Annotated in this window: 15 protein-coding genes and 1 pseudogene; 14 read left to right on the top strand and 2 right to left on the bottom strand. The window is 41.5% G+C overall.

What is annotated here, in order from left to right:
• A pseudogene (locus tag EKM76_RS13450) lies at positions 1 to 193 on the top strand (hypothetical protein); the annotation flags it as partial.
• A gap of 132 nt (positions 194 to 325) precedes the next feature.
• Here the strand turns inward: EKM76_RS13450 and lexA are convergent.
• The gene (lexA, locus tag EKM76_RS06720; RefSeq protein WP_125549922.1) at positions 326 to 946 is read right to left on the bottom strand and encodes a transcriptional repressor LexA; all 621 of its coding nucleotides are present in this window, start codon (positions 944 to 946) and stop codon (positions 326 to 328) included.
• A 153-nt stretch (positions 947 to 1,099) separates the two neighbouring features.
• Between lexA and EKM76_RS06715 the strand changes: the two genes are divergently transcribed.
• Complete coding sequence (locus EKM76_RS06715; RefSeq protein WP_125549921.1) at positions 1,100 to 1,336, top strand: DUF896 domain-containing protein; 237 nt, start codon at positions 1,100 to 1,102, stop codon at positions 1,334 to 1,336.
• Positions 1,337 to 1,508: 172 nt separating this feature from the next.
• On the top strand, positions 1,509 to 1,727 hold the full coding sequence (locus EKM76_RS06710) for a YneF family protein (RefSeq protein ID WP_125549924.1): 219 nt from the start codon (positions 1,509 to 1,511) through the stop codon (positions 1,725 to 1,727).
• Positions 1,728 to 1,781: 54 nt separating this feature from the next.
• Here EKM76_RS06710 and EKM76_RS06705 read toward each other — a convergent pair whose 3' ends face one another.
• The gene (locus tag EKM76_RS06705; protein ID WP_125549920.1) at positions 1,782 to 2,405 is read right to left on the bottom strand and encodes a lysophospholipid acyltransferase family protein; all 624 of its coding nucleotides are present in this window, start codon (positions 2,403 to 2,405) and stop codon (positions 1,782 to 1,784) included.
• 158 nt (positions 2,406 to 2,563) lie between these two features.
• Between EKM76_RS06705 and EKM76_RS06700 the strand changes: the two genes are divergently transcribed.
• The 11 genes from EKM76_RS06700 to EKM76_RS06650 all read left to right on the top strand — a co-directional run bounded on the left by EKM76_RS06700 (position 2,564) and on the right by EKM76_RS06650 (position 13,414).
• A complete protein-coding gene (locus EKM76_RS06700) occupies positions 2,564 to 3,301 on the top strand; it encodes a tRNA1(Val) (adenine(37)-N6)-methyltransferase (protein WP_125549919.1) in 738 nt (245 codons plus the stop codon).
• Positions 3,288 to 3,569 (top strand): GIY-YIG nuclease family protein, encoded by a 282-nt coding sequence (locus tag EKM76_RS06695; RefSeq protein WP_125549918.1) that lies wholly within the window; start codon positions 3,288 to 3,290, stop codon positions 3,567 to 3,569. The genes EKM76_RS06700 and EKM76_RS06695 overlap by 14 nt, the downstream gene beginning before the upstream one ends.
• Positions 3,570 to 3,768: 199 nt before the next feature.
• Complete coding sequence (locus EKM76_RS06690) at positions 3,769 to 4,761, top strand: D-2-hydroxyacid dehydrogenase (RefSeq protein WP_125549917.1); 993 nt, start codon at positions 3,769 to 3,771, stop codon at positions 4,759 to 4,761.
• Positions 4,762 to 4,995: 234 nt separating this feature from the next.
• Positions 4,996 to 5,823, top strand: coding sequence for a 30S ribosomal protein S2 (gene rpsB / locus EKM76_RS06685; protein WP_125549916.1), 828 nt, complete (start codon positions 4,996 to 4,998; stop codon positions 5,821 to 5,823).
• A 198-nt stretch (positions 5,824 to 6,021) separates the two neighbouring features.
• On the top strand, positions 6,022 to 6,906 hold the full coding sequence (gene tsf, locus EKM76_RS06680) for a translation elongation factor Ts (RefSeq protein ID WP_125549915.1): 885 nt from the start codon (positions 6,022 to 6,024) through the stop codon (positions 6,904 to 6,906).
• Between the two features lie 163 nt (positions 6,907 to 7,069).
• Positions 7,070 to 7,795: a UMP kinase gene (gene pyrH, locus EKM76_RS06675; protein WP_125549914.1), complete on the top strand. Its 726-nt coding sequence runs from the start codon at positions 7,070 to 7,072 to the stop codon at positions 7,793 to 7,795.
• 1 nt (position 7,796) lies between these two features.
• Complete coding sequence (frr, locus tag EKM76_RS06670; RefSeq protein WP_125549913.1) at positions 7,797 to 8,357, top strand: ribosome recycling factor; 561 nt, start codon at positions 7,797 to 7,799, stop codon at positions 8,355 to 8,357.
• Between the two features lie 170 nt (positions 8,358 to 8,527).
• Positions 8,528 to 9,292 carry an isoprenyl transferase gene (locus tag EKM76_RS06665; RefSeq protein ID WP_125549912.1) on the top strand — a complete coding sequence of 255 codons (765 nt, stop codon included), beginning with the start codon at positions 8,528 to 8,530 and terminating at the stop codon, positions 9,290 to 9,292.
• A gap of 258 nt (positions 9,293 to 9,550) precedes the next feature.
• Positions 9,551 to 10,333, top strand: coding sequence for a phosphatidate cytidylyltransferase (locus EKM76_RS06660; RefSeq protein WP_125549911.1), 783 nt, complete (start codon positions 9,551 to 9,553; stop codon positions 10,331 to 10,333).
• Positions 10,334 to 10,381: 48 nt separating this feature from the next.
• Positions 10,382 to 11,656 carry an RIP metalloprotease RseP gene (rseP, locus tag EKM76_RS06655; protein ID WP_125549910.1) on the top strand — a complete coding sequence of 425 codons (1,275 nt, stop codon included), beginning with the start codon at positions 10,382 to 10,384 and terminating at the stop codon, positions 11,654 to 11,656.
• Between the two features lie 48 nt (positions 11,657 to 11,704).
• The gene (locus tag EKM76_RS06650; RefSeq protein ID WP_125549909.1) at positions 11,705 to 13,414 is read left to right on the top strand and encodes a proline--tRNA ligase; all 1,710 of its coding nucleotides are present in this window, start codon (positions 11,705 to 11,707) and stop codon (positions 13,412 to 13,414) included.
• Positions 13,415 to 13,603 lie beyond the last annotated feature (189 nt).

Below are 13,603 nucleotides of genomic sequence, written 5' to 3'. Positions count from 1 at the left end.
GTGTAAGAAAAACACAGGACTAACTGATTTCTTTTATCGCCTAAGTTCACATATGGGCCGACAAAAGGCGGTCGTTGCCTTAGCGCATAAGTTACTACGTATTGTTTATGCCATGATTGATACTGGACAAACTTATCAGGAACTAAAAAGATCAGAGCGCTCGCAACAGGCTCTGATCTCAACTAATAATTGAATCCGATAACAACCTGAGTATACAAATTTTTTTGTGCTTTGGCTACCCTTTTGTTTTGTATACTCATTTTTTAATTCTTTTCATAAAAAAAAGACTTGGCCAAGATGGCCAGGTCCAGCATAAGCAATACCGCTACATACGAGTTCGATACAAACCAACGACTTTACCTAAGATACTCACTTCTTGTAAAATAATTGGGGCAAAGGTATCGTTTTCTGGTTGTAAACGGAAATGATCAACTTCACGATAGAATCGTTTACAGGTGGCTTCATTTTCTGCAGTCATTGCAATGACAATATCACCATTATCAGCAGTAGCCTGCTTGCGAACGATGACTTGGTCACCATCTAAGATGCCAGCATTGATCATACTTTCGCCACGAATCGTTAACATAAATAAATCATGATCAGAATCATCTAAATTAGGTGGAATTGGGAAAAAGTCAGTGGCTTCTTCAACTGCTAAAATTGGTTCACCGGCAGTGACCGTACCTAAAACTGGGATTCGTTCAGGGGCGACTTTCAATTCTTTTAGTCCGGCTTCAGTTAGTTCGATCGCCCGTGGTTTAGTGGGATCCTTTTGAATCAGGCCTCTTTTTTCCAAACGCGATAAGTGGCCGTGAACAGTCGAGGTTGATGAGAGGGAAACCGCAGCGCCAATTTCGCGCACCGTTGGCGGATAGCCTTTCTCAGCCACACGTTCATGAATGAAACGTAAGACTTCTATTTGTTTGGGTTCATGCGGTTTAATCATGGTTGACACCTCAGTCATATTTTATTAATTTTAGTGTAGCATATTAAATAGCGTATTTCAAACAAATGTTCGGCTTAAAATGGCTGGTTTAATCAGTTTCTGAGCTAAATTAATGTTGTCATTCTAGCTGAATTAAGAAAGGTGTCAATAATCATGGAAAATAAATACCTCAAAAGAATCAATGAATTAGCACGTATTGCTAAAACGGATGGCTTAAATGCCGATGAACAGGCAGAGCAGAAGGAGTTACGCCAAGCCTACGTTAAAGAATTTCGTGCCGGATTACGGCAACAGATTGAACAGACCCAAATTTTTAATAAAAAAGGTGACGAGACCACGCCAAAAAAAGTTCAGGAACTGCAGCGTAAAAATGGTTGGCGTAAGGACTAAACTGGCTCGTCTAACTTATATTTGGTTAAGATTGATCAGAGGGCAGCAGTTTTTAAAAGTTATGGCGCTTTCAAAGCCGCGTTTTTAATTTGGTCCATACCTTTTAATTTAGCCAATAATTGTGTAAAATAAATAGGCAAGCTCGTTTTTGAAAGGGGAAAACAACGTGGGAATGTATATTCTGATTTTTGTTATCGGTGCTGCGCTTGGTGTCATCGGTGGTTTCTTTGGCGCTCGTCAGTACATGAAGAAGTATTTGCAAGATAATCCGCCAATTTCTGAAGACATGATGCGGACGATGATGATGCAAATGGGTCAAAAACCTTCAGAAAAGAAATTAAACCAAATGATGGCTTCGATGAAAGCTCAATCACGTAAAGCAGATAAATAAAAAAACGATCGCCCTTAGTTAACTTTTTTAGTTAAACTGTGGCGGTCGCTTTTTTTATTTTTTAGGTGTAGGAACGTATTTGAAATCGGGATCGATCTCGATATCTAGTTGTTTAAAAGCAGCTTCCATCCCATCGTCGATCGCTGCCATGCCATCTTTGTCCATTTTTTGCTTGCGGTCAATGTAGATTGGATCACCAAAACGAACGGTGATCCGTTTACGGGTGAATAATTGTTTAAAGGTCAGTGGTCCCTGATAAACCGTTGGTACGAGCGGCACGCCGCTCATCCGGGCAATCACTAGCGCGCCACCTTTTAGTTCTGCAGAATGGCGGGTGCCAGATGGAAACATGATCAAAGACAGGTCACCTTTTTTCAGGATCTTCACTGGTGTTTTAATGGCAGAAGGCCCAGGGTGAGCGCGATTAACTGGAAATGCGTTAGCGTGCACCAAGATAAAGCGAATGATTGGATTTTTAAATAATTCTTCCTTAGCCATAAATGAAAACTTTTTTGGACTGCCGGCCAAGGCATAGTAGATCGGGTCAAACCAAGTTCGGTGTGGCCCGACTAAAATATAAGCTCCTTCTGGTAAAACTTTTTTATTGTCGTAATGGGCATTGCCGTTGATCAGCCAAAGTAGCCCACGAACAAATGCGCGAATAAATGTATAAAACATATTTTGGTTCCTTTCCGTGCTTGATTTATTACATTATACCAAAAAAATTCTAATTGACTTGTATTTTCATTCCATTTTCGCTAATCTGATTCAGGGAAAGTAATCGGTGGTCTTTGCTGAGCACATAACATTAATTTTTAAAGAAGAGAAGGGCGCCTGTGTTAAAAGACGATGAAAGAATTGATCAACTTTACAGCCAAGCTATTAAAATCATTCAAAGTCCCAGCGTGTTCTCTTTTTCATTGGATGCGGTTTTATTAGCGGACTTTGCAACGGTTAAACCCCACAGCTACACTGTCGATCTGTGCGCTGGTAATGGTGCGGTTAGCTTATTTTTAAGCCGTAAAACATCAGGGTCGATCGCTGCGGTGGAATTGCAACCACGTTTAGCCGATATGGCGCAGCGCTCAGTGGCCCTAAATCAGTTGCAAGAGCAGATCACGATCTACCAAATGGATCTACAAAATAGTTTTAGTCAAATCGCGAAAGATAGTGTCGACGTCGTTACCTGCAATCCGCCGTATTTCCCACCGTTAGCAACTAGCAAAAAAAATCCTAATCCCTATTTAGCGATTGCACGTCACGAAATTGCAACTTCTTTGGAAGAAATATTGAAAATAACTAGTGGCTTACTGAAAATGAATGGCAAAGCATTTTTTGTTTATCGGCCGGATCGCTTTAATGAATTTATCACCAAGGCAGCGGCCTGGCGGTTACAAACCAAGCGGATACGGTTTATTCATCCCAAAGCTGACCGAGAAGCAAATATGGTGTTGATTGAATTGATCAAGGACGGTCGCCCTGGTGGTCAGCGCTTTTTACCACCACTGATCGTATACGATCAAGCAAATCAATACTTACCAGAAGTTAGGCGATTACTATATGGCAACAACTAAAAAATATTATTTTTATGTCTTGTTGTGTGCGGATAATACGCTTTATGGCGGTTATTCCACGGATGTCACTAAGCGCGTTGCAACGCACAATGCTGGCAAAGGGGCTAAGTACACTAAGCCGCGAACGCGCCGGCCAGTGAAGCTAATTTTTCATGCAGAATTTACAACGAAAACGGCGGCGCTGCAGGCTGAATGGCGCTTTAAGCATCAACCACGTGAAGATAAGCTGGAATTTTTACAACAGCAGGGTGTATTTGTGGAATTTTAGTGAAATATGAGTAATTGATTAGGGTTAGCTCATTATTGCGATAGTATCAAAATCTAGAATAAACGTGGCTAGATGCAAGTTTTAGGCTATTTTTCAATCAATTGAGAAATTTATTTTCTGAAATAATCAAATTAAGCTTTACCTATTTTCAGTAAATGCTTATAATGTAAAAGGACTATGAAGGGAGCAATCACATATTATGAAGATTATTGTTTATGGTGTACGTAAAGACGAAGAAGGTTATGCACATAACTGGTCAAAGGAAAACAAAGTTGACGTTAAGTTAGTTGCTGACTTGTTGAACAAGGAAACTGTTAAATTAGCTAAAGACTATGACGCAATCGTTGCTTATCAACAATTACCTTACGACAAAGAAATCTTTACTACTATGAAAGAATACGGTATTAAAGATTTATCGATCCGTAACGTCGGGGTTGATAACATTCCTGCTGATGTCGCTAAGGCCAACGGAGTTCGGGTCACAAACGTGCCTAGTTACTCACCAAGTGCCATTGCTGAATTAGCAGTTACTGGTTTGATGCAATTGCTTCGCCGGACACCTGATTTCAACGACAAGCTCGCTAAAGGCGACTTTACTTGGGAACCAGATATTGCCCGCGAATTGCACACCATGACTGTTGGTGTCGTTGGTACAGGTCGTATTGGCCGTGCCGGCATCAATATTTATAAAGGTTTTGGCGCTAAAGTTATCGGTTATGATGTATTCCGTAACCCTGAACTTGAAGCAGAAGGCATGTACGTTGATACATTGGACGAATTATACGCCCAAGCTGACGTTATCACATTACATGTTCCAGGACTTAAAGAAAATTATCATATGATCAATAAAGATTCCATCGCTAAGATGAAAGACAATGTTATCATCATTAACACTGCCCGCGGTGAATTGATCGACGCTAAAGACTTAATCGCTGGCTATAAGTCAGGTAAAGTCGCTGGTGCCGTACTTGATGTTTATGAAAACGAAGTTGGTATCTTCAACTCTGATTTCACTGGCAAAAAAGTACCAGACGCTACTTTAGTTGAATTAATGGCACAACGTAACATTTTAGTTACACCACACGTTGCTTTCTATACAGAAACAGCTGTCCGTAACATGGTCGATGTTGCCTTAGATTCTGCTAAGAGCATGGTCGAAAAAGGTGAAAGCCGTAACGAAGTTAAATTTTAATTTAATGTTAGTTGATAAAGATCTGTCCTTCGGGCAGATTTTTTATTTTCGGCATAAAGTTTAAACGCGATCATAAAAAATAGTTGCACCAGTTCTTATTTTACGGTAAACTATTACTCGGTGCTTTAAGACACCACAATTCACACCTGGCGTGATAATAAGCGTGGTGCTTGCTTGTGCAAGTTCACTTGTTAATTGACCGTCAGGGAGGAAAAAACCAAGGAGGAAACACCTATGTCTGTTATTAGTATGAAACAATTGCTTGAAGCCGGTGTTCATTTCGGCCATCAAACACGTCGTTGGAATCCAAAAATGAAGCCTTATATCTTCACTGAAAGAAACGGTATCTACATCATTGACTTGCAAAAGACTTTGAAATTAGTAGATAACGCTTATGACTTCATGAAGAATACTGCCGCTGATGGTGGGATCGTTCTTTTTGTTGGTACAAAGAAGCAAGCACAAGATTCAATCGCTGAAGAAGCAACTCGTGCTGGCCAATTCTACGTTAACCATCGTTGGTTAGGTGGAACTTTGACTAACTGGCAAACAATCCAAAAACGGATCGCACGCCTAAAGGAAATCAAAACTTGGGGCGAAGATGGTACTTTCGAAAAATTACCTAAGAAGGAAGTTTCTCAGTTAAACAAACAACGTGAAAAACTTGAAAAATTCTTAGGCGGTATCGAAGATATGCCTCGGATCCCAGATGTTTTGTTCATTGTTGACCCTCGTAAAGAAAAGATCGCCGTTCAAGAAGCTCAAAAATTGAACATTCCGATCGTTGCTATGGTTGATACAAACAGTGATCCTGATGACATCGATGTTATCATCCCTTCAAATGATGATGCTATCCGTGCCGTTCGTCTGTTAACTTCTAAGATGGCTGATGCAATTGTTGAAGGCCGTCAAGGTGAAGAAGCAGAAGTTGCTGCACAACGAGAAGCAGCCGCAGAATCAGCTGCACCTGCAGAATCAGCAGCAGCTGATAGCGAAGCACCAAGCAAAGAGAGCTTACAAGATCTACAAAAAGCTGTCGAAGGTAAAAACGCAAACAAATAGCATAAAATCAATTTTAAATGAGTGATTTAGGGCTGTCTCCAAGGTTAGGCACAATCTGCAAGCCTTAATTACGAGGCAGCCCTTTTGTGTAGCGTGTTTTTAAAAAGTGCTTAGATTAATCTGCCTCTAAAAACACGTTTGCTCCAGTTCAGTGGTACCGTTAAATAAAATTAGTGACTAATTTAGGAGGGTCTACAAATGGCAACAAAGATTACAGCAGCGCAAGTTAAAGAATTACGTGAAAAGTCTGGTGCCGGCATGATGGCAGCTAAGAAAGCCTTAGTTGCAGCCGATGGTGACGTTGAAAAAGCAATGGAAGCATTACGCGAAAAAGGCGTTAAAACAGCTGCCAAGAAGAGTGGTCGTATTGCCGCTGAAGGTTTAGCTGATGTTGCCGTTAATGGCAATGTTGCCGCAATCGTCGAAGTCAATGCTGAAACTGACTTCGTAGCTGGCAACAAAGATTTCCAAAGCTTAGTTCAAGCAGTTGCCGACACGATCGCCGCTAGCCAACCAGCTGACATGGATGCTGCCAATGCAGCTAAAATGGCTGATGGTAAAACTATTGCTGAAGCCGTTGTTAACGCAACTGCTACGATCGGTGAAAAAATCAGCTTCCGTCGTTTTGCTTTATTAACTAAAACTGACAATGGTCATTTTGGTTCATACCGGCATATGGGCGGCAAAATTGCTGCTTTGACGGTTTTAGAAGGCGCTGATGACGAAGCTGCTAAAGATGTTGCAATGCATGTTGCGGCCATCAATCCGCTTTACGTTTCACGTGAAGACGTACCGGCAGACATTATGGCTGCTGAAAAAGCTAAATTAGTTGAAGAAGCTAAAGACGAAGGCAAGCCAGAAAAAATTGTTGAAAAGATCGTTGAAGGTCGTTTGAACAAGTTCTTGGCTGAAATCAGTTTAGATGATCAAGAATTCGTTAAGGATTCTGATCAAACGGTTGATCAATTTGCTAAGTCAAAAGGCGGCAAAGTAGTTAACTTTGTTCGTTATGAAGTCGGTGAAGGTATCGAAAAAGTTGAAAAAGACTTTGCAGCCGAAATTCAAGCAGAATTAAACAAGTAAGTATTCGTAATTTTAGGGAACGCAGACCCCTGCGCTCCCTTTTTTTAAGGTCAAAACCTAATATTAAGTTAGGCGGGCCTTCTAAGATATGCTAAAATGGAAGAGGAGACTTTTTCAGTCAGAAGCTAATAAATCAAAATGGTCAAGCAGGAGGATACAATTCATGACGGAGATCAAGTATAAACGGGTGGTACTTAAAGTCAGTGGTGAAGCATTGGCAGGCGATAAGGGATTTGGGATCAATCCACCGATCATCAAGGATGTTGCTAAGGAAATCAAGGACGTCTATGAATTAGGTGTACAAATTGCAATCGTTGTTGGCGGTGGTAATATCTGGCGCGGGCAAACAGGTGCTGAAATGGGTATGGAACGTGCACAAGCTGACTACATGGGGATGCTTGCAACAGTCATGAACGCACTGGCTTTACAAGATAATTTAGAGCAACTTGATGTGCCAACACGCGTACAGACCTCAATTGAAATGCGTCAAATTGCTGAGCCTTACATTCGACGCAAGGCAATTCGCCATTTAGAGAAAAATCGAGTTGTGATTTTTGCTGCTGGAACCGGTAATCCATATTTCTCGACGGATACGACCGCTGCTTTACGCGCAGCAGAAATTGATGCTGATGTTATTTTGATGGCGAAAAATAATGTCGACGGCGTCTACTCAGCAGATCCGAACAAGGATGCCACTGCCACTAAATATGATCAGTTAACTCATTTGGATATTATTGACAAGGGCCTGAACGTTATGGATACAACAGCTAGCTCACTATCAATGGATAATGATATTCCACTGGTTGTTTTCAACTTAAATGAATCGGGTAATATCAAGCGCGTCGTTGAAGGCGAGCGGATCGGTACCACAATTAAGGGGGAAAAATAAAATGGCAAAAGATCCAGCAATTACAGAAGCACAAAATAAGATGGTTAAGGCTGAAGAAGCCTTGCAACGTGAATTAGGCCAGATTCGTGCCGGCCGTGCTAATGCCAGTATTTTGGCACGGGTAACAGTTGATTATTATGGAGCAGCAACTCCAGTTAATCAGCTAGCTACAGTTACGATCCCGGAAGCACGTGTCTTAATGATTACGCCTTACGATAAATCAACGCTTAAAGAAATCGAACGCGCCATTTTGGCGTCAGATCTAGGCTTATCACCAGCTAATGATGGGACCGTTATTCGTTTGGTTATCCCACAATTAACACAAGAACGTCGTGCCGAATTAGCTAAAGATGTAAAAAAACAGGCAGAACAGGCTAAAGTTGCTATTCGTAATGTCCGTCGTGAAGCAATTGATGACTTACGCAGACGCGAGAAGAGCAATGAATTAACCGAAGATGATTTACATGAATTAGAAGATGAGACACAAAAAATCACGAATGCGGCAACCAAAAAGCTTGACGAAATAGCTGCTACTAAAGAGAAAGAAATTTTGACTGACTAGGTAGTGATTCCAACTACGCTTATTGGGTTCTACCCACATATGGCCGCGGCAAAATGCTCGCGGCTTTTTTGTTAGTAGATAAGTGAATTTATCGGTATTTAATAGTCAGCTCAAGCCTTTTTTGATACAATTAAGATTAGTTTTTAAATTTAGAAAGCAGGCGCTAATCTTTGTTCTCATTTGGAAAAAAACAGCAAACCACGCCCGTCACGCTAGACCCAAAACGAATTCCCGCGCATATTGCGATCATTATGGATGGTAACGGCCGCTGGGCGCAACAAAAACATCGGCCCCGCGTATTTGGTCACCGCGAAGGTATGGAAACCGTTAAACGGGTTACGCGGCATGCCAGTGATCTGGGGGTTAAAGTTTTAACGCTCTACGCCTTCTCCACTGAAAATTGGAAGCGGCCAGATGATGAAGTTAATTATCTGATGCAATTGCCAGTCGACTTTTTCGATACATTTGTGCCTGATTTGATCCAGCAGAATGTGCGGGTCAACGTTATGGGCTATGTGGATAAATTACCTGTTAAAACACAAAAAGCAGTACGTAATGCAGTGGCGGATACGGCACAAAATACCGGGATGGTGCTAAACTTTGCTTTAAATTATGGCAGTCGTTCCGAAATTGTGACGGCGGTACAAAAAATTGCTGCCCAAGTTGCGGCCGGTGAATTAGCGGCGAGTGCAATTAATGAACAAACGGTCGATCAGGCTTTGATGACTGCTAATTTAGGTGAGTATGCCGATCCTGACTTATTGATTCGCACTAGCGGCGAGGAACGGTTGTCCAATTTTTTGCTGTGGCAGATTGCTTACAGTGAACTAGTCTTCACCGATGCACTGTGGCCAGATTTTGATAATCATGAGCTAGAAGCTGCTATCTTGGCCTATCAGCAACGTGACCGGCGCTTTGGCGGTTTGAAAAAATGATATTTAAAAATAGCTTATCATCTAGAAAAAACCTTAATATTGAAAAGGAGCCTGTCCGACTTACTGAATTTTGGTTTAGTCGGAAGGACATCCGTCTAGAAGATAAACTTTTTGCTCGAAGCAAAAATCACCTTAATATTGAAAAGGAGCCTGTCCGACTTACTGAATTTCGGTTTAGTCGGAAGGACATCCGTCTAGAAGATAAACTTTTTTCTCGAAGCAAAAATTACCTTAATATTGAAAAGGAGTGTTTCCTGAATGCGACAGCGGGTTATAACTGCAGTTATTGCATTAATTATTTTTATCCCAATTGTACTGATTGGTGGCGTTACTTTCGATATCATGGCCATTGCGCTTGGCTTGGTTGGTATTTCGGAAATCTTCATTATGCGAAAAAAAATCATTGTATCGTTGGAAGCTTTGTTAGGTGGATTGGCAGTTTTAACGATCATGTTACCGAATAATTGGCTACCAGCCGGAACTAATCGGTTGTTTATCTTTTATTTAGTTGTTATGTTAATGATGGTCAATATGGTTTTCTCGAAAAATCGTGTCAATTTTGATGATATCGGTGTGACCACTTTAGCGGCCATTTATATTGGGCTTGGTTTTCACTATTTCATTGCGGCGCGTCAAGTGAGTATGATGATGCTGTTTTATATTCTATTTACCATTTGGGCCACTGATATCGGTGCCTACCAAATTGGGCGTAAACTAGGTAAGCATAAGTTAGCGCCCCAGATCAGTCCCAATAAAACTTGGGAAGGATCGATCGGCGGCACGCTTTGTGCGGTGATCATCGGCGGCGTTTTTGTGGCGTTAGTACCAGAAATTCAGTTATACTCATTACCAACCATGATTTTATTCACCTTCGTTTTCTCAATTTGTGGTCAACTAGGTGACTTAGTCGAATCATCCTACAAACGTCATTATGGCGTTAAAGATTCAGGTAAAATCCTGCCAGGTCATGGTGGTATTTTAGATCGTTTTGATAGCCTATTATTCGTTTTGCCAATATTACATTTGTTTACCTTGATTTAGCAACAATATAAATCGTAGCAAATTGTTCGTCAAGAAAGGGGCAATTTTGTGGAGACTTTAATTGTATTTGTACTGATATTTGGCGCAATCGTCATTGTGCATGAATTTGGTCATTTTTATTTTGCCAAGCGTGCAGGTGTTTTGGTGCGCGAATTTTCGATTGGTATGGGGCCCAAATTACTGGCCAAACGTTACAATGGTACGACGTACACACTGCGTTTGTTGCCAATTGGTGGCTATGTACGCATGGCTGGATTGCAAGACGACGAGGACGATGAATTGCAGCCTGGAACGCCAGTAACGTTGACGCTAGATGCAAATCAAGAAGTGACGCGGATCAATGCCAGCCAAAAAGTTTTACTCAATGATGGTATTCCTTTTGAAGTAGCCCAAAGTGATCTACAACAAGAGCTATACATTAGTGGCTATGAAAATGGGGACGAGGATCAACTTAAGCGTTATCCAGTTAATCATGATGCAACGATTATCGAAAAAAGTGGTACCGAAGTTCAGATCGCCCCAGTTGATGTGCAATTTCAGTCGGTTTCGATCCTGCGCCGGATGATGATCAATATTGCTGGTGTAATGAACAATTTCATTCTTGGTATCCTCACTTTTATACTGGTCGCATTTATCGCTGGCGGGGTGGCGCGTTCTGATTCTAATCAATTGGGCACGATCCAACCTGATTCAGTCGCACAAAAAGCGGGCTTAAAAAGTGGTGATCAAATTACGGCGGTCAACGGTAAAAAGACGGCAACTTTTATCGATATTGCCCAAGAAATCAATCAGTACCCGAATAAACAAATTAAGTTAAGTGTGGTACGTGCTGATAAGACTGATACAGTCAAACTGACGCCTAAAGCAACGACGAGCAATGGTGAAAAAGTGGGCGTGATCGGTGTTGCTGTCGCCCAAGACCATTCACTGAAAGCTAAGGTCACTTACGGCTTCAGTTACACGTGGCAAATTTTGACTAATACTTTAAGTACAATTGGTGGCATGTTTGTTCACGGCTTCAACCTTAATAATTTCGGTGGGCCGGTAGCAATGTACTCAATGACTTCACAGGCCACTAAAATGGGCTTCACCACGATTCTTAATTTGATGGGCTTATTATCGATCAGTATTGCCATCATGAATTTACTGCCAATTCCGGCCTTAGATGGTGGCAAACTGCTACTGAACATCATTGAAGCAATTCGGCGTAAACCGTTGGATCCAGAAAAAGAAGGTATCATCACCCTAGTTGGGTTTGCTTTGATGTTCCTGTTGATCATCGCGGTTACTTGGAATGATTTTCAACGCTTTTTCATCAAGTAAATATTAGCTGAAGTGGAAAAATAGTTGTCGCTTAAAAAGGAGCAAATAATGAAACAGTCAAAAGTTTTTATTCCTACTTTAAAAGAAACGCCGGCAGATGCCGATTCTAAATCGCATCAAATGATGTTACGCGCCGGTTACATTCGGCAGATGAGTGCTGGTATTTACAGTTACCTGCCATTAGCTTATAAAGTATTGCAAAAAATCAATCATATCATTGAAGAAGAAATGGAAAAGATCGATGCTGTCGAAATGCTGATGCCAGAAGTAATTCCGGCTGAATTGTGGCAAGAATCAGGTCGTTATGCGACTTATGGTCCCGAATTATTTAAATTACGTGATCGTCATGATCGTGACTTCATTTTAGGACCAACCCATGAAGAATCTTTTACGGATCTAGTGCGCGATAATTTGAATTCTTATAAAAAATTACCGCAAGTCCTTTATCAGATCCAACCTAAATATCGTGATGAAAAGCGGCCGCGTGCAGGATTATTACGCGGACGTGAATTTATCATGAAGGACGCTTATTCTTTTACCGCCAATACCGCCGATCTAGATGAAATTTTCCGTCAAATGGAAGCTGCTTATCGCGCAGTTTTTGACCGCTGTGGTTTGGATTACCGGGCGATCATCGGTGATGCAGGCGCTATGGGCGGCAAAGATTCTGTTGAATTTTCCGCACCAGCAGCGATCGGTGAAGATACTATTGTCTACTCTGACGCAGGCGACTATGCGGCTAACTTGGAAATGGCAACTAGCTTGATCTTGAACAAAAAAGCAACAGAAGTGCCGGCTGATTTGGAAAAAGTGGCGACACCAGGGGCTAGAACTATCGCTGCAGTGGCGGAACTTTTAACGATTGACGTCACGCAGACAGCTAAGAGTATGCTGTTTATTGCTGATGATCAACCGATATTGGTATTGATCCGTGGCGATTACGAAGTCAATCCAGTTAAATTAAAAAATTATTTGTCAGCTGATACTTTGGAAATGGCGACTGATGAACAAGCAGTCCAATATATGGGTGCTGACTTTGGCTCATTAGGCCCAGTTGGTTTAGCCGAAGATGTGCGCCTATTGGCTGATTTAAGCATGAAAAATGCAGCTAATATGGTGGTAGGTGCTAGCGAAAACGGTCAGCATTATTTAAACGCTAATCCAGAACGTGACTATACACCAGAAGCCTATACCGATCTACGTTTTGTTAAGGCCGGCGAGGTATCACCTGATGGCGAAGGCGTTTTGCAGTTTACTAAGGGAATCGAAATTGGGCACGTCTTTAAATTAGGCACCCGTTATTCCGAAGTGATGAACGCAACGTTCTTGGATGAAAATGGCCGTAGCCAACCATTGATCATGGGTTCTTATGGAATCGGTGTTAGTCGTTTGTTAACTGCGATCGCCGAACAGCAAGCTGACGAAAATGGGTTGGTTTGGCCAGAAAATATTGCGCCATATACGATTCATGTGATTCCAGTCAATACCAAGAATAAAGATCAAGTAGCCTTAGCAGCTGAAGCAGAAACTTTATTGGAAGCAGCTGGCTATAGTGTTTTAGTCGATGATCGCAAGGAACGTGCCGGTGTGAAGTTCGCTGAATCAGATTTGATTGGTTTACCAGTTCGCGTCACTGTGGGTAAAAAAGCGAGTGAAGACATTGTAGAGATCAAGTTGCGCAAAACTGGTGAAACTATTGAAGTTCAAAAATCAGAATTGGTCGATACGATCAAGATTTTGTTGAAGCAGATCGATTAGAGCAGGAACTTAAAACGGTTTAGATTTTTGGATGAAGTTAGTTTGACCTTAGCGTTAATTAGGTTAAACTAGTGACGCAAGCTTATATTTTATTGGGCTGGCGCTACACTTTAATAAAATAAAAACGGAAAAGAGTGGAACGGCAGCGACACCGCTTGGTTGATCAAACCAAACATACCGTTCGGCTCT

Source organism: Loigolactobacillus zhaoyuanensis, assembly GCF_003946385.1.
GTDB lineage: Bacteria > Bacillota > Bacilli > Lactobacillales > Lactobacillaceae > Loigolactobacillus > Loigolactobacillus zhaoyuanensis.
The sequence above is the reverse complement of the archived record's forward strand: the minus strand, read 5'-3'. Positions and strand labels throughout refer to the sequence as shown.

Excerpts from the sequence above, each read along its gene's own strand:
- lexA (WP_125549922.1), bottom strand. The coding sequence starts at position 946 with ATGATTAAACCGCATGAACCCAAACAAATAGAAGTCTTACGTTTCATT.
- EKM76_RS06715 (WP_125549921.1), top strand. The coding sequence starts at position 1,100 with ATGGAAAATAAATACCTCAAAAGAATCAATGAATTAGCACGTATTGCT.
- EKM76_RS06710 (WP_125549924.1), top strand. The coding sequence starts at position 1,509 with ATGTATATTCTGATTTTTGTTATCGGTGCTGCGCTTGGTGTCATCGGT.
- EKM76_RS06705 (WP_125549920.1), bottom strand. The coding sequence starts at position 2,405 with ATGTTTTATACATTTATTCGCGCATTTGTTCGTGGGCTACTTTGGCTG.
- EKM76_RS06695 (WP_125549918.1), top strand. The coding sequence starts at position 3,288 with ATGGCAACAACTAAAAAATATTATTTTTATGTCTTGTTGTGTGCGGAT.
- EKM76_RS06690 (WP_125549917.1), top strand. The coding sequence starts at position 3,769 with ATGAAGATTATTGTTTATGGTGTACGTAAAGACGAAGAAGGTTATGCA.
- rpsB (WP_125549916.1), top strand. The coding sequence starts at position 4,996 with ATGTCTGTTATTAGTATGAAACAATTGCTTGAAGCCGGTGTTCATTTC.
- tsf (WP_125549915.1), top strand. The coding sequence starts at position 6,022 with ATGGCAACAAAGATTACAGCAGCGCAAGTTAAAGAATTACGTGAAAAG.
- pyrH (WP_125549914.1), top strand. The coding sequence starts at position 7,070 with ATGACGGAGATCAAGTATAAACGGGTGGTACTTAAAGTCAGTGGTGAA.
- frr (WP_125549913.1), top strand. The coding sequence starts at position 7,797 with ATGGCAAAAGATCCAGCAATTACAGAAGCACAAAATAAGATGGTTAAG.
- EKM76_RS06660 (WP_125549911.1), top strand. The coding sequence starts at position 9,551 with ATGCGACAGCGGGTTATAACTGCAGTTATTGCATTAATTATTTTTATC.
- EKM76_RS06650 (WP_125549909.1), top strand. The coding sequence starts at position 11,705 with ATGAAACAGTCAAAAGTTTTTATTCCTACTTTAAAAGAAACGCCGGCA.